The organism is Bacillus alveayuensis (genome assembly GCA_030812955.1).
GTDB classification, from domain to species: domain Bacteria; phylum Bacillota; class Bacilli; order Bacillales; family Aeribacillaceae; genus Bacillus_CB; species Bacillus_CB alveayuensis.
Map to the genome: position 1 here is coordinate 841990 of JAUSTR010000001.1, position 22944 is coordinate 864933.

The following is a 22944-nucleotide window of genomic DNA, read 5'->3' on the forward strand; positions in this document are numbered from 1 at the left end:
ACATATTCTGTTTACATAAGTAAGAGAGGGGTTCAATTATATATGGAACAAGAAAAACATGTCTTTTCCATAGAGTGGGCTGGTAGACCGCTTACTGTGGAAATCGGTCAATTAGCAAAACAGGCAAACGGGGCTGTACTAGTCCGTTATGGAGATACAGTTGTCCTATCTACTGCTACTGCTTCTAAAGAGGCGAAAGCCGTTGACTTCTTCCCATTAACAGTGAACTATGAAGAACGTTTATATGCGGTTGGGAAAATCCCAGGTGGCTTTATTAAAAGAGAAGGGCGTCCTAGTGAAAAAGCTATTTTAGCCAGCCGTTTAATCGACCGGCCGATTCGCCCACTGTTTCCAGAAGGATTTCGTCATGAAGTGCAAGTTGTCAGCATGGTGATGAGTGTCGACCAAGACTGCTCTTCTGAAATGGCTGCGATGTTCGGAAGTTCTCTAGCACTATCCGTTTCTGATATTCCGTTTGAAGGTCCGATTGCAGGAGTGACCGTTGGCCGGATAGATGGACAATTTGTCATTAATCCGACCGTTACACAAATGGAGAAAAGTGATATGCATCTCGTCGTAGCTGGAACAAAGGATGCGATAAACATGGTTGAAGCTGGAGCTGATGAAGTACCAGAGGAAACGATGTTACAAGCGATCATGTTCGGTCATGAAGAGATTAAGCGTCTCATTTCTTTCCAGGAAGATATTGTAAATCAAATTGGGAAAGAAAAAATGGAAGTGGAATTGTATGAAATTGATGCAGAACTAGAAAAAGAAGTGCGAAAAATGGCGGAAAAAGATTTACTAAGCGCCATCCAAGTGCCAGAAAAGCATGCCCGTGAAGATGCCATCAACTCGGTGAAAGAAGAAATTGTGGCAAAATATGAAGAGCAAGAAGCCGACGAAGAAACGATCAAACAAGTAAAAGAGATATTATCGAAGCTCGTGAAAGAAGAAGTTCGCCGTCTTATTACAGAAGAAAAAATCAGACCAGACGGACGAAAAATCGATGAAATTAGACCTTTATCCTCTCAAGTCGGGCTACTTCCAAGAACGCACGGCTCAGGGCTATTTACACGTGGACAAACCCAAGCCTTAAGTATTTGTACACTTGGAGCATTAGGTGATGTGCAAATATTAGATGGATTAGGGATTGAGGAATCGAAGCGTTTCATGCACCATTATAACTTTCCGTCCTTTAGTGTTGGCGAAACAGGACCAATGCGTGGACCAGGCCGCCGCGAAATTGGACATGGAGCATTAGGTGAGCGTGCCTTAGAGCCTGTTATCCCAGATGAACGAGAGTTTCCATACACGATTAGACTAGTATCAGAAGTATTAGAATCAAACGGTTCCACATCACAAGCTAGTATTTGTGCTTCAACTCTCGCCATGATGGATGCAGGTGTTCCAATTAAGGCTCCTGTTGCGGGAATTGCGATGGGTCTTGTAAAATCAGGTGACAACTATACGGTTTTAACAGATATTCAAGGGATGGAAGATGCGTTAGGGGATATGGACTTTAAAGTTGCTGGTACGGAAAAAGGTGTTACCGCTTTACAAATGGATATTAAAATTAAAGGTTTATCGCGAGAAATATTAGAAGAAGCGTTAAATCAAGCTAAAAAAGGACGTTTAGAAATTTTAAAGTCTATGCTTGAAACTATTCAAGAGCCAAGAAAAGAGTTATCAAAATATGCCCCGAAAATATTATCTATTACAATCAATCCTGATAAAATTCGCGATGTAATCGGTCCAAGCGGAAAACAAATCAATAAAATTATAGAAGAAACAGGCGTCAAAATTGATATTGAGCAAGATGGAACGATTTTTATTTCTTCCGTTAATGAAGGAATGAATGAAAAGGCGAAAAAAATAATTGAAGATATCGTCCGTGATTTGGAAGTAGGTCAAATGTATCTTGGAAAAGTAAAACGAATTGAAAAATTTGGTGCATTTGTTGAATTGTTTAACGGGAAGGACGGACTTGTCCATATTTCTGAATTAGCGGAGGAACGTGTAGGAAAAGTGGAGGATGTCGTTTCCATTGGTGATGAGATCCTTGTGAAAGTGATGGAGATTGATAAACAAGGCCGCATTAATTTATCTCGAAAGGCTGTTTTACGAGAGCAAAAGGAAAAACAAAAATCGTAACAATATGGGGTCTAATGAAAAATAGCTTCTTTATGTTTCATTTAGAACTGTTCTACCTTGTCCCCTTTTTACATATTTTTTAGTAAAAAGGGGGATATGTATATGCGAAGATATATTTTACAAATGACCGCTTTTATTGTGATTTTTGTTATTAGTGTTAGTACTATTCAAAATCCTTTTTCACGACATGAAATCGATGAAATAAAAGAAGCGAATGCGACGATCTCATACAATCAAGATCCGTTATACGAAACCATTGTGAAAGAAGCAAAAAAATACGAAATCAAAGCGCAAAACGCTGAAATACATAGAGTTTGGAAGGCAACACCTGGGTACAATGGATTGAAAGTGGATATTAAAAAATCATATAGGCAAATGAAGCAAAAAGGAACATTTGATCCAAATTTACTCGTGTTTCAACAAGTTCCGCCTTCGATTCATTTGGACGATCTCCCCGCAGAACCCATTTATCGAGGTCATCCAGACAAGCCAATGGTGTCTTTTCTTGTTAATGTCGCTTGGGGGAATGAATACATTCCAGAAATGCTTGATGTTTTAAAAAAACATCATGTAAAAGCGACTTTTTTCTTAGAAGGAAGATGGGTGAAAGAAAACCCTGACTTAGCGAAAATGATCGCCGAAGCAGGACATGAAATCGGAAATCATTCTTATTCCCATCCAGATATGGCGAAATTGCCATCGACGCGCATTTATGAGCAAATTGATAAAACGAATGAAGTGATCGAAGCGACCTTAGGGATGAAACCGACATTGTTTGCCCCTCCAAGCGGCAGCCTTCGCAAAGAAGTAGTTGATATAGCGGCCAAACTGAACATGAAAACTATTATGTGGTCAGTTGATACGATCGATTGGCAAAGACCTGAACCGCACGTACTCGTGGAACGTGTGATGAGTAAAATTCATAATGGAGCTATGGTTTTAATGCATCCGACTTCCTCAACATCAAAAAGTTTAGAAACGCTCATCTTAGCGATTAAACAAAAAAACCTATCCATCGGATCCGTTTCCATGCTTTTAGATGAAGAAAGAATCATCGAAAGTCCCTTAATGAATAAACCATCTACAAATTAAAGGAATACATGGAATAGGGGGTTCAAGCTTGATCAAAAAATATACATGTCAAAACGGAGTTCGCATCGTTTTAGAAACGATTCCTACCGTTCGCTCAGTTGCAATCGGGATATGGATTGGAACGGGCTCTCGAAATGAGAATGAGAAAAATAACGGAGTATCACACTTTTTAGAACATATGTTTTTTAAAGGAACGAAGACGAGAAGCGCAAGAGAGATTGCTGAAGCATTTGACCGCATAGGTGGACAAGTTAATGCCTTTACATCAAAGGAATATACATGCTACTATGCAAAAGTGTTAGACGACCACGCAAGCTTTGCATTAGAAGTGTTAGCAGATATGTTTTTCCATTCTGTTTTTGACCAAGAAGAATTGCAAAAAGAAAAAAATGTTGTATTAGAAGAAATTAAAATGTATGAGGATACGCCTGACGATATTGTTCACGATTTACTAAGCAAAGCCGTATATGGTTCTCATCCATTAGGCTACCCGATATTAGGAACAGAAGAAACATTAGAAACATTTACAGGTGATTCACTAAGGGAATATATGGAAAAACATTATACTCCTGATAATATTGTTATATCTGTTGCGGGAAATATATCGGAAACCTTTATTAAGGAAATTGAAAAATGGTTCGGTCATTTCGAGTCAGCGTATCGTAAGCGAGAATATGAAAAGCCAACGTTTCATGATCATAAAATTGCTCGAAAAAAAGATACAGAACAAGCCCATTTATGTATTGGCTTTCACGGCTTAAAGGTTGGTCATGAAGATATTTACAGCTTAATTGTGCTAAATAACATTTTAGGTGGAAGTATGTCAAGCCGTTTATTCCAAGAGGTACGTGAAGAAAGAGGTCTTGCATACTCCATCTTTTCTTATCATTCCTCCTATGAAGATAACGGGATGTTGACGATTTATGGTGGAACTGGTAAAGAGCAGCTTGATGTATTGTTTGATACGATTCAGTCAACGCTACAAAAGTTAAAAAAAGAAGGAATTTCGGAAAAAGAATTGATCAACAGTAAAGAACAAATAAAAGGCAATTTAATGCTAAGTCTTGAAAGCACTAATTCCAGAATGAGTCGAAATGGAAAGAATGAATTATTATTAAGATCTCACCGTTCATTAGATGAAATGATTGAAAAGATTAATGAAGTGAATCGAGAAAGTATTCATAAAATCATTGAGCATACATTTACGGATCATTATGCCATTTCTTTAATAAGCCCGGATGGAAAGCTCCCATCATATTTAAATAAATAATTTAAAAGAAAATGCCTGTCACGTTTGCAGGCATTTTTCTTTTTATCTAAACCATATATATCAATGAGGAGGGGATGTTATTTTGAGATTATCAGAATTAAGCGGCAAAGAAATCGTCGATGTCAAAAGAGCTGAGCGGTTAGGAGTATTAGGACAAACAGACTTAGAAATAAACGAAGAAACCGGACAAATTACAGCATTAATCATTCCTTCAGTGAAATGGTTTGGTTTGCGAAAACAAGGTCATGAAGTACGTGTACCTTGGAGCCACATTAAAAAAATCGGCCCTGAAATGATTATATTAGATGTGCCCGAAGATCAAATCAAACAGCCTGATTAGGAGGATCTTTATGAGCGATCCAACAAAAATTATTCATTTGAACTTTACTGAACCATTAACATGAAAATCTTTTCAATAAATAAAAGCAAAGCATATTAAAGTATAGGACTAAAGTGATCACAATGAAAAGTGGTCACTTTTTTTTTATATGTCTAGAACTGATTCACCGTTATGAACAATATGACATAGTATGCTCTAGGCAGATTAATTTTAGGTTCTTTGTAAAAAGAAGGTGATCAATCAATGTTAACAGGATTAAATATTGCACTGATTGGTGGCGATGCACGCCAATTAGAGGTCATTCGGAAATTAGTCGAATTAGATGCGAAAATATTTTTAGTTGGATTTGACCAACTTGATCATGCCTTCACTGGTGCAAAAAAAGCAAAAATCGAGGAACTCAATTTTAGTGAAATAGATGCAATGATTCTACCAGTATCCGGTACGTCATTAGATGGACAGATCGAAACGGTTTTTTCAAATGAAAAAATTGTCCTAACTGAAGAGATATTGGCGAGTACACCTGAGTATTGCCGGATTTACTCTGGAATTAGTAATCAATATTTAGATGATCTAGTTTCCAAAACGAATAGAACATTAGTTCAACTTTTTGAACGGGACGATGTCGCCATTTACAATTCGATTCCAACAGTTGAAGGAACCATTATGATGGTTATTCAACATACGGATTTTACGATTCATAATTCAACAGTGGCGGTGCTAGGTTTAGGTCGAGTGGGAATGAGTGTGGCAAGAGCATTCCATCATCTAGGGGCAAAAGTAAAAGTAGGTGCAAGAAAAACAAAAGATATAGCACGAATAACCGAAATGGGGCTCACCCCTTTTCATCTACAAAACTTAGAGGAAGAAGTAAAAGATTTAGATGTTTGTATTAATACAATTCCGCACCCCATTTTAACGGCAAAAGTCATTTCGAAAATGCCGCCTCACACGTTAATTGTAGATTTAGCTTCAAAACCAGGTGGAACCGATTTTCGGTATGCCGAAAAACGCGGAATCAAGGCATTGTTAGCTCCAGGATTACCAGGGATTGTTGCCCCTAAAACAGCCGGTCAAATTTTAGCGAATGTGTTATCTCAACTGTTGTTAGAAGAACTTGCACATAGAAAGGAGTCTTGTTAATGGAAGTGAAAGGAAAGCGAATTGGCTTTGGGTTAACAGGGTCTCATTGTACTTATGATGAAGTTTTTCCGCAAATTGAACGATTAGTGGAAGCAGGTGCAAATGTGCTCCCGATTGTTACACATACCGTCAAATCGACAACGACGCGATTCGGAGAAGGCGGTGAATGGGTAAAGAAGATTGAAGAGGTGACCGGTCATGAAGTGATCGATTCTATTGTGAAAGCAGAGCCATTAGGTCCAAAAACTCCTCTTGATTGTATGATCATTGCCCCTTTAACCGGAAATTCTTTAAGTAAATTAGCCAATGCGATGACGGACTCTCCTGTGTTAATGGCCGCAAAAGCTACCATGAGAAACCATCGCCCAGTTGTTTTAGGAATTTCCACAAATGACGCATTAGGATTAAATGGTGTCAATTTAATGCGACTAATGGCAACAAAAAATATATACTTTATCCCTTTTGGGCAAGATGCCCCTTACCATAAACCAAATTCTATGGTTGCTAATATGGATTTATTAGTCGAAACGGTGGAATATGCATTGGAGAATAAACAAATACAGCCAGTTATTATCGAAAGAAATAAAGAAAAAGGATAGAATAAAAAAACGCTTTCAAAAAAATTTTTTCATCTATTTTTTTACTTCTATGATACAATAAAACGTAATACGAATAGCAGTCTATTCGTCTAAGACGAATAAATGGGGGAAGGAGATAGAGAGAAATGAGTGTTAATGGATATCATGTAGCAGTAGTTGGTGCAACAGGCGCTGTTGGTCATCAAATGATCAAAACATTAGAAGATCGAAATTTTCCAGTATCAAAGTTAACATTACTTTCTTCCAGTCGTTCCGCTGGGACAAAATTAACCTTTAAAGGTCAAGAAATAGAAGTTCAAGAAGCAACACCAGAGAGCTTTGAAGGAGTGCAAATTGCTTTATTTAGTGCAGGAGGAAGTGTATCAAAACAGCTGGCAAAAGAAGCGGTGAAACGTGGAGCGATTGTGATTGATAATACAAGTGCATTTCGTATGGATGAAGATGTTCCATTAGTGGTCCCAGAAGTAAATGAAGAAGATCTTAAATGGCATAATGGAATTATCGCAAACCCAAACTGTTCAACGATTCAAATGGTCGTTGCACTTGAGCCAATTCGTAAGCATTTCGGATTAAACAAAATCATCGTTTCGACTTACCAAGCTGTTTCTGGTGCTGGCGTTTCAGCCATAGAAGAGCTAAAACAACAAACAAGAGATATATTAGAAGAAAAAGAACCTAAGGCAAACATTTTACCAGTTAAGAGTGATGAGAAGCATTACCAAATTGCCTTTAATGCCATTCCTCAAATTGATAAATTCCAAGAAAATGGATTTACATTTGAAGAAATGAAAATGATTAATGAAACAAAAAAAATTATGCACAAAAATGATTTAGAAGTAGCGGCAACGTGTGTTCGTTTGCCAGTTATTACAGGACATTCTGAGTCTGTGTATATTGAAATAGAACGCGATGATGTTTCAGTAGAAGACATTCAAAAGGTGTTAAAAGACGCACCTGGAGTAACGCTGCAAGATGATCCAGCTGAACAGGTTTACCCTATGCCAGCATATTGTGTAGGGAAGTATGATACGTTTGTTGGACGGATTCGCAAAGATTTAGATAAAGCGAACGGTTTCCACCTTTGGGTCGTTTCTGACAATTTATTAAAAGGAGCAGCATTAAATTCTGTACAAATTGCAGAAAGCTTAATCAAACTAAATTTAGTTTAAAACGACCTTGAAGAGAGTTGGATTTCATTCGACTCTCTTCTGTTAATTAATGGAAGAGGTGGGGTAGTTGAAAATCGTTGTACAAAAGTTTGGAGGTACTTCCGTACGTGATCAAAACGGAAGAAAACATGCACTTGAACATATTAAAGATGCATTAGATGAAGGATATAAAGTTGTTGTTGTTGTATCGGCAATGGGGCGTAAAGGGGATCCATATGCAACTGATACCCTTTTAAGCCTTTTAGAAGGAGGTATTCAATCGGTTTCAAAACGTGAACAAGATATGCTATTATCTTGTGGAGAGATTATTTCCTCTGTCGTTTTCACAAGCATGTTAAATGGAAATGGTATAAAGGCACAAGCCCTTAATGGAGCACAAGCAGGCTTTATTACGACGAACGATCATACAAATGCGAAAATAGTGAAAATGAAATGTGACCGACTCATTGAATTGCTTAAAACCCATGACGTTGTTGTAGTTGCCGGATTCCAGGGAACAAGTGAAAAAGGAGATATCACGACAATTGGACGGGGTGGTAGCGATACGTCTGCTGCTGCATTAGGTGCGGCTCTCCAAGCAGAATATGTCGATATATTTACAGATGTTGAAGGAGTGATGACGGCAGATCCGCGCATTGTTGAGAATGCAAAACCGCTTCAAGCCGTCACATATACCGAAATATGCAACATGGCCTATCAAGGCGCCAAAGTGATACACCCTCGTGCTGTAGAAATAGCGATGCAAGCAAAAGTACCTCTCCGCATTCGCTCAACGTATTCCAAAGCAAAAGGAACGCTCGTGACGACTGATCATGGGGTACGAAAAGGGGTGGATGTGAAGGAACGATTAATTACAGGAATTGCACATGTTGCTGACATTACACAAATAAAGGTTGAAGCAAAAGAAGGAGATTATAACTTCCAATCTAAAGTTTTTAAAGCAATGGCGAAAAACGGAATAAGTGTCGACTTCTTCAATATAACACCGAGCGGAGTTGTATACACAGTACCTGGGAGTGTAACAGATGAGGCAGTTGAGATTTTAGAGCAATTAGGTTATACTCCAATTGTTAATCGTCATTGTGCAAAGGTTTCGACAGTAGGTGCTGGTATTCAAGGAGTTCCTGGCGTAACAGCGAAAATTGTATCATCTTTATCGGAGCAAGGAATACAAATCCTACAGTCTGCAGATAGCCATACGACCATTTGGGTATTAGTCACAGAAGAAGATATGATCAAAGCTGTTAATACGCTTCATGAAACATTCGAACTTGGTTAATAACAATGTTAAGGTGTGATGAGAGAATGAATTTCGGAAAAATTTCGACTGCTATGGTTACTCCGTTTGATAATAACGGAAATATAGATTTTGATAAAACAACGAAACTTGTAGAATATTTAATCAATCATGGGACGGAATCGTTAGTGGTTGCCGGAACGACAGGTGAATCGCCAACGTTAACATCTGAGGAAAAAATTGCTTTATTTAAACATGTTGTGCACGTCGTGAACAAAAGGATACCAGTTATTGCTGGTACGGGAAGCAATAATACGAAAGCTTCCATTGAGCTGACAAAAAAAGCTGAAGAAACAGGTGTCGATGCCGTTATGCTTGTGACACCGTATTATAATAAACCGAATCAAGACGGTTTATATCAGCACTTTCAAGCTATTGCCGAAAGCACCTCTCTCCCTGTGATGCTTTATAATGTTCCTGGAAGAACGGCTGCCACTCTTGCACCTGAAACTGTGATTAAATTATCGAACATTGAAAATATTGTTGCTGTCAAGGAGGCAAGTGGTAATATAGAGGCGATGACGAAAATCATTGCGGAAACACCGGAAGATTTTGCACTATTTTCCGGTGATGATAGCTTATCCATTCCGGTTATGTCGATTGGTGGAAAAGGCGTCGTTTCGGTTGCCTCTCATATCATTGGAGATGAAATGCAAGAAATGTTATCAGCCTTTCATTCAGGGGATGTGCAAAAAGCTGCAAAACTTCATCAACAATTGTTACCGATCATGAAGCAATTGTTTGCTGCACCTAGTCCAGTACCGGTCAAAACGGCTTTACAAATAAAAGGGCTAGATGTAGGTTCTGTAAGACTACCGCTTGTTCCACTAACACAGGAAGAACGAGAAGATTTAACAAAGGTTTTAAAAAATTATTAAGTTTATAGAGAATTCCCCGACAGTGTCAGCCCTTCGTAAAGGCTGGCACTTTTTTTAACCACTTATTATACATAACTCTTAAACAACCTCCATTATTTTCTTGTCTTCCTTTTCACCGATCAGTTATAATAATTTTAAGTGACTTTGGACGGGGACTGATCGTTAGGGAGGACAATCTAAACTTATGAAAAAGACAGAAAAAATCAAGGTAGTTGCCTTAGGTGGCGTTGGCGAAATCGGTAAAAACATGTATGTCATCGAGATCGATTCGGATATTTTCATTGTAGATGCGGGATTAATGTATCCGGAAAATGAAATGCTCGGTATTGATGTAGTGATCCCAGACATTTCTTATTTAGAAGAAAATAAAGATCGTGTTAAAGCTTTATTTTTAACGCACGGACATGATGAGCAAATCGGAAGTATTTTTCACGTTTTACAAAAGATAAACGTTCCGATTTTTGGAACGAAACTGACGCTTGCTCTTGTGAGGGAACGTTTAAAGACTTATGGTTTACATGAAAAAGCAGATTTGCGTGAAGTTAGCGATTCTTCTATCCTTTCTTTTGACCAAGTCCATGTTTCCTTTTTCCGTACTTACCATAGTATTCCTGATTCTGTTGGGATCTGCTTTCATACATCAATGGGAGCTATTGTTTATACTGGAGATTTTAAATTTGATCAAACACCAGTAGGAAATCAATATGCGGATATCGGTAAAATGGCCGGTATTGGTAATGAGGGAGTTCTTTGTTTACTTTCTGATAGTGTGAACGCCGAAATACCTGGTTATACAGGATCAGAAGCAGTAGTTGAAGAGGAAATTCAAGATGTCGTTTATAAAGCGAAAGGAAGAGTCATTGTTTCTTTATTTGCTTCAAACATTAACCGAATTCAACAAGTGATCCATGCGGCCGAAAAGTATGACCGAAAACTTGTGATTGTTGGAAAAAACATCATGAATGTCATTCATATTGCGATAAAATTAGGATATTTAACCGTTTCAGAAGATTTAATCATTCCTGTCCAAAATATTTCTAAATATCCAAAAAACAAAGTCTTAATTATGACAACAAGTCATCAAGGAGAGCCGTTATCGGTTTTATCGAAAATGGCGAGAGGAGTCCATAAACAATATAATATCGAAGAAGGAGATACGGTATTAATTGCAACTTCCCCCATTCCTGGTCATGAATTAACCTTTTCCAAAACCATTGATCTCCTTTACCGTGCCGGAGCACATGTTGTCACAAAAAATAGCAATATCCATGTTTCTGGACATGGCTATCAAGAAGAATTGAAGTTAATGTTAAATTTAATGAAACCAAAATATTTTATTCCTGTGCATGGGGAATATAAAATGCAAAAGGCCCATGCAAAATTAGCGAAATCTGTTGGTGTACCGGAAAAAAATATCTTCATCATCGATAAAGGTGACGTCATTGAATTTCATAAAGGAACCGTTAAAACAGGACAAAAAGTTCCAGCTGGTAATATATTAATTGATGGACTTGGAGTCGGGGATGTTGGAAACATTGTATTAAGAGATCGCCGCTTGCTATCTCAAGATGGAATTTTAATTGTTGTCGTCACCTTGAATAAAACGAACAAACAAATTGTCGCAGGTCCAGAAATTATTACAAGAGGATTTGTTTATGTTCGTGAATCAGAAGAACTCATTTCTAATGCTGTTGAAATGGTGAAAGACATTTTATTCAAATGCATGGAAGAAAAAACAACAGAATGGTCATCTATTAAACAAAATATTCGTGATGCCCTCAATCATTATTTATTTGAACAAACAAAACGTCGACCGATGATTTTGCCAATCATTATGGAATATTAAGAGGCTGTCCGATAAGTGTCTGACCTTAAACATGGGGTCTAACACTTAGGGCCGTCTCTTTTTTTTCTGTTTACAACCGGAAACTCGCATGAAAAGAAAAAAAAAGTTCATACTAATTGCATGATGTTGGAAGAAAGGATGGGATATAGGTGAATGAATTTCATTTTCCAAATGAACATCAATCAGGAACAGAAAAAGAGGAAAAAAGTGAAGGAAGAGAAAACATCGTTGAAAATATTCAGAAGCTTGGACAAATCAATGTCCCGCAAATGGCAAATGAATCGAATGTTCATTGTTTAACGATTGTCGGACAAATTGAAGGACATGTTCAACTTCCACCGCAAAATAAAACGACGAAATACGAACATATCATTCCACAAATTGTCGCCATCGAACAAAACCCTAAAATTGAAGGATTATTAGTGATTTTAAATACGGTAGGGGGCGATGTTGAAGCAGGCCTTGCTATTAGTGAAATGCTTGCATCACTAACAAAACCAACTGTATCAATTGTTCTTGGCGGAGGCCACTCGATTGGTGTCCCAATTGCCGTTTCTTGTAATTATTCGTTTATCGCTGAGACCGCTACGATGACGATTCATCCTGTTCGTCTAACAGGTCTTGTAATTGGTGTTCCCCAAACGTTTGAATATTTAGATAAAATGCAGGAGCGGGTGATTAACTTTGTCACAAAGCATTCCAATATAACAGAAGATAAGTTTAAGGAATTAATGTTTTCAAAAGGAAATTTAACAAGAGATATTGGAACAAATATTGTTGGAATGGATGCTGTGAAATATGGTTTAATTAATGAGGTTGGTGGAGTAGGAAAAGCGATGAAAAAGTTAAGTGAATTAATTGAACGATCGAAACAGAAAGGGAATGGTATGCTACAATGATTTTGTATACGACGATGCCCCAAGAACTCATTTTCCAAGGTGCAAATGAGGAGTTTTTGAAACAAAAGGTTGTCCAAGTTCATGGAATTTCTGTACTCGTTCAAGAATATGAACCGATGCGTTACCGTATTGTACGTGTTTTAAGCAGCAATCCTAATCATTTTTTAATTGATTCGATTATGCCTGGACAAACTGTCCAGTATTTTGATAAAAGCTTTTAATCCTTGACTCTTTTCTAAAAAATTGTTGCATTACAACCATAGCTTTTCGACTGTCCAGGCAAGCGACACGCTTGCTATGTCATACTTTTGTGTGATGTGAACCGAACAAAAGGCGTTGATCGGTTCATGGACAGTCGAAAAGCAACAAAGTTTACGAAAACAGCCTAATCTTTAGAAGTTATGTGGCAAACTATTTATTTGTTATGCTATAATAACGATACAAACAATCGTTCGCAGCCAGCATTTGGCTGCTTTCTTCTTTTATTCTGAATCGAATATTTTACATCATATTCACTTGTTTTTCATGACATAGAAAAAGGCTACAGGTGGGATTTTAAGTGGCAAAACAAAAACGAAAACAACGTAAGAAAAAAAACAACTGGCAACAGCGATTAAAATTTGAAATTGCAGGGCTTCTATTGTTTGCCCTTTCCATCATTTCATTAGCCGATTTAGGCTTTGTTGGTGGTACGATCATCTCCTTATTTCGATTTTTTACTGGTGAATGGTTTATCGTCTGTATATTAGCCTTAGCTATATTTTCCTTATATATTTTTTGGAATAAATCATTACCAATGCTCTTTACACGTAAGCTAGTCGGAATATATTTTATTTTTGGTTCGATTTTATTATTAAGTCATATCAAGCTATTTTATAATTTATCAAAAGGGGGAACATTTGCTTCTCCAAGTGTTATTTTAAATACATGGGAACTATTCTTTATGGAATTAAGGGGAGAAATTAGTTCACCTGACCTTGGTGGTGGAATGGTAGGTGCGATATTATTTGCTTGTTTTTATTATTTATTTGCAGCTGAAGGAGCACGTATTGTCGCTTATTGTTTTATCATGATTGGTATGATCCTTTTTACAGGAAAATCTCTTGGGGTCGTTATGGAAAACATTTTTAGCCCAATGTTCAAGTTCTTAACGAAACAATTTTTTGCTTTTGTTGAAGATATGAAGCACCTTCCTGCTTCCATTAAAAGAGGAAGTATTCAAAAGAAAAAAAGGAAATCCATTCAAAAACAATTTGACGATAAGAATGAGAAAGAAGTAGTCGAGGAGGAAGAACCGACAATACAACCAATCATTTCAAGTTTTACGGATCGATCTCAAGAAGAAACGGTTTCATCAAAGGAAGCAAATCAGGAAAAAGACTCTCAACAAAACCAAGAGAAAACAGATGATGAGTCTGTTGGAGCGATCAACATTGTTGAGAAAGAAAATAAAGATTATCAGCTTCCACCCATTGAATTATTATCTCTGCCAAAATATAGTGGACAACATACAGATAAGCAAAATATTTACGAAAATGCACGTAAGCTTGAAAAAACGTTTCAGAGCTTTGGTGTGAAAGCGAAAGTGACACAAGTACATTTAGGACCAGCGGTGACAAAATATGAAGTATACCCAGATGTTGGGGTGAAAGTCAGTAAAATCGTCAATTTAAGTGATGATTTAGCATTAGCGCTTGCTGCGAAAGATATTCGCATCGAAGCGCCTATTCCAGGTAAGTCAGCAGTGGGAATTGAAGTACCAAACTCTGAAGTGGCTATGGTATCATTAAGAGAAGTACTTGAATCGAAAGCGAACGACAAACCAAATTCAAAGCTGCTAATTGGACTTGGGCGCGATATTACAGGGGAAGCCGTATTAGCTGAATTAAATAAAATGCCGCACATGTTGGTGGCAGGAGCAACAGGAAGCGGAAAAAGTGTATGTATTAATGGAATCATTACAAGTATTTTAATGAGAGCGAAGCCTCATGAAGTGAAAATGATGATGATTGATCCCAAAATGGTAGAATTAAATGTGTATAACGGAATTCCCCATTTACTTACCCCAGTTGTAACAGATCCAAAAAAAGCGTCTCAAGCATTGAAAAAGGTTGTCAATGAAATGGAAAGAAGGTACGAGCTTTTTTCACATACTGGGACTCGCAATATTGAAGGGTACAACGAATGGATAAGGAGACAAAATGCTGAACAACAGGAGAAACAACTAGAGCTTCCATATATTGTTGTCATTGTCGATGAACTTGCTGATTTGATGATGGTCGCATCTTCTGATGTAGAAGATTGTATTACGCGTTTAGCTCAAATGGCTCGTGCAGCTGGAATTCACTTAATTATCGCAACACAGCGCCCTTCTGTTGATGTCATAACAGGTGTGATTAAAGCGAATATTCCATCAAGAATTGCTTTTAGTGTTTCGTCGCAAACGGATTCGCGAACCATTTTAGACATGGGAGGTGCCGAAAAATTATTAGGGAGAGGAGATATGTTGTTCTTACCGGTAGGTGCGTCTAAACCAATTCGAGTACAAGGGGCTTTTTTATCGGATGAAGAAGTCGAAAAAGTCGTCGATTATGTCATTTCCCAACAAAAAGCTCAGTATCAAGAAGACATGATTCTAAATGATTCAGTAGATGTAGAAAAAGAAGTGGCGGATGAATTATATGATGAAGCCGTACAACTAGTCATTGAAATGCAAAGTGCCAGTGTATCGATGCTGCAAAGGAGATTTCGAATCGGTTATACGAGGGCAGCAAGACTTATCGATGCGATGGAAGAACGAGGGGTCGTCGGTCCGTATGAAGGAAGTAAACCTCGCCAAGTGCTACTAACAAAAGAGCAATATGAACAATTATCTTCGTAAATTGGAACGTTATTTGCAAAAGAGTGTCTTTAAACATTTTTTGTTCCCGGTCATTAACAAAAGCTTGTCAACTTTTATCGACAAGCTTTTGTGACTTTCTCGTTCTTTTTTCTATTTTGAATGTATCGACCATTCTGAAACTTTTTCTTTATTTATAGATCAAATCATGGTATATTATATCTCGATTATTTTTACAAGTGATGACTTTTTGATGGAGGCACATTATGACGATCAAAACAGACAATCGCCATTTATATTTACAAGTCATTGATAAAATAAAAGAAGATATTGAAAAAGGGGTATATAAAGAGAAGGAAAAGCTTCCTTCAGAATTCGAACTTTCGAAAAAGCTCGGAGTGAGTCGGGCAACTCTTCGCGAAGCACTCCGGATTTTGGAAGAAGAAAATGTTATTATACGTCGTCACGGGGTCGGAACTTTTGTTAGCTCAAAACCACTTTTTACTTCTGGAATTGAACAACTCCAAAGTGTGTCAAATATGATTAAAAATGCGAACATGAAACCAGGTACGATTTTTTTATCGTCCTCTATTATTTGGCCAACTGAAGATGATATGAAGCGATTAGAAGTTAGTAAAAAGGATGAAATATTGTTAGTAGAACGTGTTCGCACAGCCAATGGACAACCTGTCGTTTATTGTTTAGATAAAATCCCGCGTTCCATATTGCCAATTACCTTTAATCATAAACAAGAATCATTATTTGTTCTTTTAGAAGAATGTGGTGCTCAAATTAGCTATGCCGTTGCGAACATCGAGCCAATCGGTTATCATGAAAAAATTTCTCCGATATTAGAGTGTGATCCTGAAACATCTCTTTTATTATTAAAACAAGTACATTTTGATCAACAGGATCGGCCGGTTTTATATTCTCTCAACTATTTTCGTGCGGATAAATTTAGCTTTCACGTTGTCCGAAAAAGATTTTCATAATGTGGTATACAATAATAAGATTATGTAAACTTATTGGAGAGGCTGCAACGATTCGCAGTCTCTTTTTCTCGTTTTAGAAATAACGATATTGTAGAAAATCGTTGTTCGATTTCTTTTCTTTCTATCTATCCTAGCTGTTATAATGACAAAAAGAGGATGTTTCAATATAGATGATTAATGGCCACACTATCATTAAATAAATCATTCATTTTTAATGCTAAAAAGGAGGGCTAAAATGGCTTATATTGAGGAAAAAAAAGCTGAATTAAACGGACTGACTCTACATACAGTACAAACGAAAAAATTTAAAACAAATACGCTTATTTTAAAATTAAAAGCACCTCTTACAGAAGAAGATGTGACTCATCGAGCGATCCTTCCATATGTTTTGCAAAGAGGAACAGAGTCTTTTCCAACATCGTCACAACTTAGAAAATATTTAGATGATTTATATGGAGCTTTTTTACATGTTGAATTGTCCAAAAAGGGAGAACATCATATTATTTCTATTCGACTGGAAATTCCGAATGAAAAATTTTTGCACGATCAAATGCCGCTTTTAGAAAAAGGGATCAAATTATTAGCGGAAATTTTGTTAAAACCACATATGGAAAAGGGGAAATTCGTTCAAGACATCGTTGAACAAGAAAAAAGAACATTAAAGCAACGAATTCAAGCCGTGTTCGATGATAAGATGAGGTATGCAAACCTACGGCTAGTACAAGAAATGTGTCAAAATGAACCATATCGATTACATGTAAACGGCGAATTGGAAGATATTCCATCTATTTCTGCGAAAAGTTTAACAGATTATTATCAGAAAGTGCTGCGACAAGACGATATTGATTTGTATATCGTTGGCGATGTTTCTCATACGACGATACAACAATATGTAAATAAACATTTTACGCAACTAGTGGAGAGAAAAGGATATGAGGAAGTCATAACAAAGCAATTTTCTCGTCAAGACGTAAAGGAAGTAATCGAAGAGCAAGATGTGAAACAAGGAAAACTAAACATTGGATATCGAACCAATACTTTTTATCAAGATGATGATTATTATGTTTTACAAGTTTTTAACGGCATTTTTGGCGGCTTTTCTCATTCAAAACTATTTATTAACGTTCGAGAAAAAGAAAGCTTAGCTTATTATGCAGCATCTAGAGTGGAAAGCCATAAGGGAATATTATTTGTCATGTCAGGAATTGAAGTGTCCAATTATGAAAAAACTTTGTCCATCATCCAAGAACAAATGGAAGCGATGAGAAATGGCGAATTTACAGAAAAGGAATTAGGACAAACGAAAGCGATTATTCAAAATCAATTATTAGAAACGATTGATACAGCCTATGGAATGGTGGAAGTGTTATACAATAACGTGCTTGCTAAAAAAGAACGAACAATCGAAGAATGGATTAAAGGGATTCACGAAGTAACGAAAAAAGATGTAGTGGCATTTGCTAATAAAATGAAGCTTGATACGATTTACTTTTTAAAAGGATACGGAGGTAATAGAGAACGATGAGACAGATTGAGTTTAATCAGTTAGATGAGACGTTATATTATGAAAAAATGGCAAATGGCCTTCAAGTATATGTTCTTCCCAAACAAGGTTTTCATAAAACGTACGCGACATTTACGACGAAATATGGTTCAATTGACAATCGATTTGTTCCCATCGGAAAAGAGGAGATGATTTCAGTACCTGATGGAATTGCTCATTTTTTAGAGCATAAACTATTTGAAAAAGAAGATGGTGACGTTTTTCAGCAATTTAGTAAACAAGGGGCTTCTTCGAATGCTTTTACTTCCTTTACTCGTACAGCCTATTTATTTTCAAGCACGGCAAATGTTGAACAAAATTTAGAAACGTTAATCGATTTTGTACAATCCCCATATTTTACCGAGCAAACGGTTGAAAAAGAAAAGGGGATTATCGGTCAAGAAATTAACATGTATGATGATAATCCAGATTGGCGTGTCTATTTTGGCTTAATTCGAAATATGTATGAAAACCATCCTGTTCGGATCGATATTGCGGGGACGATTGATTCTATCGATCAGATTACGAAAGAAATGTTATATGTATGTTATGAGACATTTTACCATCCAAGCAATATGCTTTTATTTATCGTTGGCCCTGTGAATCCTGAAAAAATAATGGATCAAGTACGGGAAAATCAAGCGAAAAAACAGTTTTCAGCGAAACAAGAAATCAAGCGAGCTACAATTGAAGAGCGAGAGTCTGTTTTTAAGCCTCTCGAAAAAATATATATGAATGTTCAATCATCGAAATGTTTAGTCGGTATAAAAGCTTATCAACCGTACCGAAAGGGTGAAGATTTGTTAAAACATGAACTCAGTATGAATTTATTATTGGAAATGCTTTTTGGGAAAAGCTCCGATGCTTATGAGCTCATGTATACAAAAGGTTTAATTGATGATACGTTTAGCTATGATTACACGGAGGAATTTAGTTTTGGATTTGCGATGATTGGTGGAGACACATCAGAGCCAGATAAGCTAGCTGAAACCATTCATGAAACGTTGAAACGAGCGAAAGAACATTCCTTAACAAATGAACAGCTAGAAAAAGCGAAAAAGAAAAAAATTGGTACGTTTCTAAGGACTCTTAATTCTCCAGAATTTATTGCTAACCAGTTTACTCGATATGCCTTTAATGAGATGAATTTATTCGATGTCGTTCCAATGTTAGAAAAATTATCAATAGAAGATATTGAAAACGTATTGCAGCAAAACGTACAAGAAGATCGTATAACTGTTTGTCAAGTCATACCAAAACAATATAAGAAAGAAGGATGAAATATATTCTATAAAGGTAATGTAGAATTTTTTCATATAGAAAGGTGAAAGGATGAAAACAGTTTTTCTTACCGGAGGAAGCGGTGGAATTGGCCTTGCCATTAGTGAAAAATTTGCACAAGAAGGGTACTCTCTTTATATACATTATCGCAATCATCAAAAGCCAATACAAGAATTAATGCGAAAATATCCAAAGACGAAAATTGTGCCGATACAAGCCGATTTTTCTATTGAATCAGAGATTTTTCAAGCAGCTGAACAAATTACGGAGCCGCTTGATGTGGTGATATACGCAAGCGGCACTTCACATTACGGTTTGATTCAAGATGTAACACATAAGGAATTTCAATCATTATTGTCGATCCATTTAAAAGCACCTTTTTATTTAACACAGCAAATTGTTCCGAAAATGATTGAAAGAAAAAAGGGAAGTATCATTATGGTCTCCTCCATTTGGGGCTTAACAGGTGCAGCATGTGAAGTCGCCTATTCGATGGTAAAAGGCGGGCAAATTTCTTTTGTTAAAGCATTAGCAAAAGAGCTTGCTCCGACTGGCATCCGCGTTAACGCCATTGCACCTGGCGCTATTTATACAAAAATGAATGACCACTTGTCTCAGGAAGAAAAAGAAATGATTATGGAAGAAATTCCCTTTGGACGATTTGGAATGCCAGAGGAAGTCGCAAATGCTGCCTATTTTCTAGCGAGTGAACAATCTTCGTATATTACGGGACAGGTTTTATCGGTGAATGGCGGCTGGTATTGTTAACAATTCCCTCCTGCATAAAACCGTAATAAGAAAGGAAAAATAATTTTGTATACGAAATAAAGGAGGGAATGATATGTCTGTTTTAGATAATTGGCATCAATGGAAAGATTTTTTAGGAGATCGTCTTCAACAAGCTCAACAACAAGGCTTGAATAATGAGGTGATTTCATCATTAGCTTATGAAATTGGAGATTATTTAGCAAAACAAGTTGAACCGAGAACACCGGAAGAAAAAGTTTTAGCTGATCTTTGGCGTGTAGCTTCTGAAGATGAACAGCATGCGATTGCAAGCGTGATGGTCAAATTAGTCCAAAATACTCACTAAGAGAGGAGCATTCCTCTCTTTTTGCCATGATTTCAGATCGCTAGAGAGGGGAGTTCCTCTCTTTTTTATTACTTTCGTAAATAGATTTATTCTTTCGTTATTGCCTAAAATAATATATTATAGGCATAGAGGTGCTATATAGTATTGGGGGTCTAAGTCATTGGCGAAATTAGAGTGGTATTTAGAATATCAAATTCAAAAAAATAGACCGGGGCTTTTAGGTGATATTTCCTCTCTTCTTGGCATGCTTCGTATTAATATTGTTACGATCAATGGTGTTGACGATAAAAGGCGTGGACTGCTCTTAAAATGTGATAGCTATGAACAAATCAAACGTCTTGAATCCATTTTAAATACAATGGATAATATTACCGTTACGAAGCTAAGACAGCCTAAGCTGCGTGATCGGCTAGCTGTCAGACATGGTCGTTATATTCAACGTGATGCCGATGATAAAAAAACGTTTCGCTTCGTTCGCGATGAGCTCGGAATTCTTGTCGATTTTATGGCAGAGATGTTTAAACGCGAAGGACATAAATTAATAGGTATTCGCGGCATGCCACGTGTGGGGAAAACAGAATCCATAGTTGCGGCAAGTGTTTGTGCAAATAAGCGATGGCTTTTTTTATCATCCACTCTATTAAAACAAACCATTCGCAGTCAACTAATTGCTGATGAATATAATGTGGACCATGTATTTATATTAGATGGGGTTGTGACAACGAAGCGAGGGAATGAACGACATATGCAATTAGTGAGAGAAGTTATGCGTCTTCCAGCTACGAAAGTAGTTGAACACCCAGATGTTTTTGTGCAAAATACTGAATATACGATGGATGACTTTGATTATATTATTGAGCTACGCCATGACCCAGATGAAGAAATTACATATGAATTAGTTGATGATCGACAAATGTTTGATCCATCAGGCTTTAATGGATTCGAATTTTAGGAAGGTGTTACAAGTGAGTGAGCTAGGTAACCATCTCAAACAAGCACGTCTGGAAAAAAATTATTCCCTTGATGATCTCCAACAAATGACAAAAATTCAAAAGCGTTATTTATTAGGAATCGAAGAAGGAAATTATGCGGTCATGCCTGGCAATTTTTATGTGCGTGCTTTCATTAAGCAATATGCTGAAGCAGTCGGTTTAGATCCAGATGAGGTGTTCGATCAGTTTCAAAATGAAATCCCAAATACATACGAGGATGATATTCCTGAGCAGCTTTCTCGTGTACGGACACATAGGCAAATGTCAAAATCGGCTACTAAAGCATTAGAGCTTCTTCCAAAGGTATTAATGGCATTTGCGCTAATCGTCCTTGCGATCATTGTTTGGGTTCTCGTTCAAAAAGTGATGAACAATGATCAGCAAGAAAGTGTACATCAAGATGATGAAGTGAATGAGGTAAGGATCGAGACATCTGGAGTATCTCCTAGTGAAAAAGAAGATTCAATAACCGAAAAAGAACAAGTTGAAGAAAAAGCTCCTGAGCAGTCGAATTCGTCTGAAGAGCTCAATCAACAATTAACGGTTACCGAAAAAACGAATTCTAAAACCGTTTATGAATTAACGAATACGGATCAATTTACTTTAAAGATTACCTCAAAAGGAGATACATGGATAGAAGTAAAAAACAGTAAAGGGAATACCTTTTTCCAAGGAATGATGTACGAAGATCAAGAAAAATCCTTTGATTTATCGGCAGAAAGCAACATCAACATCGTCATTGGCGACGCTTCAGATGCCACCATCTTGATTAATGATCAAGAGGTCCCTTATGAAATCGATCCGAAAAATGTTGTTCGCCAAGAAATGACTATTGTCTTTAAAAAGTCATCGTCATAGATGACTTTTTCTTTGCCTACAAATAGTCGTTATATGACAGAACCTGTAAAATTTTTTTGGAGGGTGAAAAACAATGAATTTACCTAATAAAATTACGATAGCCAGAATTTTTCTCATACCTGTTTTTATGGTGGTGATGCTCGTTCCTTTTGATTGGGGGGTTTTCACCATTGATTCTCATACGCTGCCAATCACCCATTTCATTGGTGCGCTTATTTTCATTTTAGCTTCTACAACAGACTGGATTGATGGTTATTTTGCTCGAAAGCTTGGTTTAGTCACCAATTTAGGGAAATTTTTAGATCCTCTAGCTGATAAACTATTAGTATCAGCTGCCTTAATTATTTTAGTGGAACTTTCTCTTGCTCCCTCATGGATGGTGATCATCATTATTAGCCGTGAGTTTGCAGTGACAGGCTTGCGCTTAGTACTCGCAGGGGAAGGAGAAGTTGTGGCGGCAAATATGCTTGGTAAAATTAAAACATGGACTCAAATTGTCGCAATTTCCGCACTATTATTACATAATTTGCCGTTTTCATTATTCGGCTTTCCATTTTCTAACATCGCCTTATGGATTGCCGTCATTTTCACTATCATTTCAGGTTTAGATTATTTTATGAAAAATAAACATGCTTTTGTCAATTCGAAATAAAAGGGGG

Annotated in this window: 21 protein-coding genes; all 21 read left to right on the forward strand. The window is 37.0% G+C overall.

Annotated elements, in window-relative coordinates:
- Positions 1-42 precede the first annotated feature (42 nt).
- The 21 genes from pnp (at position 43) to pgsA (ending at position 22937) form a co-directional block, all read left to right on the forward strand.
- Positions 43-2154 (forward strand): polyribonucleotide nucleotidyltransferase, encoded by a 2112-nt coding sequence (gene pnp, locus J2S06_RS04265; protein WP_419151369.1) that lies wholly within the window; start codon positions 43-45, stop codon positions 2152-2154.
- 102 nt (positions 2155-2256) lie between these two features.
- Positions 2257-3246 (forward strand): polysaccharide deacetylase family protein, encoded by a 990-nt coding sequence (locus J2S06_RS04270; RefSeq protein ID WP_419151370.1) that lies wholly within the window; start codon positions 2257-2259, stop codon positions 3244-3246.
- Between the two features lie 28 nt (positions 3247-3274).
- Complete coding sequence (locus tag J2S06_RS04275; protein WP_419151371.1) at positions 3275-4516, forward strand: M16 family metallopeptidase; 1242 nt, start codon at positions 3275-3277, stop codon at positions 4514-4516.
- 82 nt (positions 4517-4598) lie between these two features.
- The gene (locus J2S06_RS04280; protein ID WP_044746884.1) at positions 4599-4856 is read left to right on the forward strand and encodes a YlmC/YmxH family sporulation protein; all 258 of its coding nucleotides are present in this window, start codon (positions 4599-4601) and stop codon (positions 4854-4856) included.
- Positions 4857-5099: 243 nt separating this feature from the next.
- Positions 5100-5999, forward strand: coding sequence for a dipicolinic acid synthetase subunit A (gene dpaA / locus J2S06_RS04285; protein ID WP_419151372.1), 900 nt, complete (start codon positions 5100-5102; stop codon positions 5997-5999).
- Positions 5999-6598 (forward strand): dipicolinate synthase subunit B, encoded by a 600-nt coding sequence (locus J2S06_RS04290; protein WP_044746886.1) that lies wholly within the window; start codon positions 5999-6001, stop codon positions 6596-6598. Before dpaA ends, J2S06_RS04290 begins: the two co-directional genes overlap by 1 nt.
- Before the next feature lie 125 nt (positions 6599-6723).
- Positions 6724-7767, forward strand: a complete 1044-nt coding sequence (gene asd / locus J2S06_RS04295; RefSeq protein WP_419151373.1) for an aspartate-semialdehyde dehydrogenase — start codon at positions 6724-6726, stop codon at positions 7765-7767.
- 67 nt (positions 7768-7834) lie between these two features.
- The gene (gene dapG, locus J2S06_RS04300; protein ID WP_419151374.1) at positions 7835-9046 is read left to right on the forward strand and encodes an aspartate kinase; all 1212 of its coding nucleotides are present in this window, start codon (positions 7835-7837) and stop codon (positions 9044-9046) included.
- A gap of 26 nt (positions 9047-9072) precedes the next feature.
- Positions 9073-9942 (forward strand): 4-hydroxy-tetrahydrodipicolinate synthase, encoded by an 870-nt coding sequence (gene dapA / locus J2S06_RS04305; protein WP_419151375.1) that lies wholly within the window; start codon positions 9073-9075, stop codon positions 9940-9942.
- 184 nt (positions 9943-10126) lie between these two features.
- Positions 10127-11788 (forward strand): ribonuclease J, encoded by a 1662-nt coding sequence (locus J2S06_RS04310; protein WP_419151376.1) that lies wholly within the window; start codon positions 10127-10129, stop codon positions 11786-11788.
- Between the two features lie 149 nt (positions 11789-11937).
- Positions 11938-12687, forward strand: coding sequence for a ClpP family protease (locus tag J2S06_RS04315; RefSeq protein WP_044746891.1), 750 nt, complete (start codon positions 11938-11940; stop codon positions 12685-12687).
- Complete coding sequence (locus tag J2S06_RS04320; RefSeq protein WP_044746892.1) at positions 12684-12908, forward strand: YlzJ-like family protein; 225 nt, start codon at positions 12684-12686, stop codon at positions 12906-12908. Before J2S06_RS04315 ends, J2S06_RS04320 begins: the two co-directional genes overlap by 4 nt.
- Before the next feature lie 338 nt (positions 12909-13246).
- Positions 13247-15568, forward strand: coding sequence for an FtsK/SpoIIIE family DNA translocase (locus J2S06_RS04325; protein ID WP_419151377.1), 2322 nt, complete (start codon positions 13247-13249; stop codon positions 15566-15568).
- Between the two features lie 224 nt (positions 15569-15792).
- The gene (locus J2S06_RS04330; protein WP_419151378.1) at positions 15793-16518 is read left to right on the forward strand and encodes a GntR family transcriptional regulator; all 726 of its coding nucleotides are present in this window, start codon (positions 15793-15795) and stop codon (positions 16516-16518) included.
- Positions 16519-16753: 235 nt separating this feature from the next.
- Positions 16754-18043: an EF-P 5-aminopentanol modification-associated protein YfmF gene (yfmF, locus tag J2S06_RS04335; protein ID WP_419151379.1), complete on the forward strand. Its 1290-nt coding sequence runs from the start codon at positions 16754-16756 to the stop codon at positions 18041-18043.
- Positions 18040-19341 (forward strand): EF-P 5-aminopentanol modification-associated protein YfmH, encoded by a 1302-nt coding sequence (gene yfmH, locus J2S06_RS04340; RefSeq protein ID WP_419151380.1) that lies wholly within the window; start codon positions 18040-18042, stop codon positions 19339-19341. Before yfmF ends, yfmH begins: the two co-directional genes overlap by 4 nt.
- A gap of 52 nt (positions 19342-19393) precedes the next feature.
- A complete protein-coding gene (gene ymfI, locus J2S06_RS04345) occupies positions 19394-20110 on the forward strand; it encodes an elongation factor P 5-aminopentanone reductase (protein ID WP_419151381.1) in 717 nt (238 codons plus the stop codon).
- Between the two features lie 73 nt (positions 20111-20183).
- On the forward strand, positions 20184-20435 hold the full coding sequence (locus J2S06_RS04350) for a DUF3243 domain-containing protein (RefSeq protein ID WP_044746898.1): 252 nt from the start codon (positions 20184-20186) through the stop codon (positions 20433-20435).
- Positions 20436-20595: 160 nt separating this feature from the next.
- Positions 20596-21387 (forward strand): DUF3388 domain-containing protein, encoded by a 792-nt coding sequence (locus J2S06_RS04355; protein WP_419151382.1) that lies wholly within the window; start codon positions 20596-20598, stop codon positions 21385-21387.
- Between the two features lie 13 nt (positions 21388-21400).
- Complete coding sequence (locus J2S06_RS04360) at positions 21401-22285, forward strand: helix-turn-helix domain-containing protein (protein WP_419151383.1); 885 nt, start codon at positions 21401-21403, stop codon at positions 22283-22285.
- A gap of 73 nt (positions 22286-22358) precedes the next feature.
- Positions 22359-22937: a CDP-diacylglycerol--glycerol-3-phosphate 3-phosphatidyltransferase gene (gene pgsA / locus J2S06_RS04365; protein WP_044746901.1), complete on the forward strand. Its 579-nt coding sequence runs from the start codon at positions 22359-22361 to the stop codon at positions 22935-22937.
- The last annotated feature ends 7 nt before the right edge of the window (positions 22938-22944 follow it).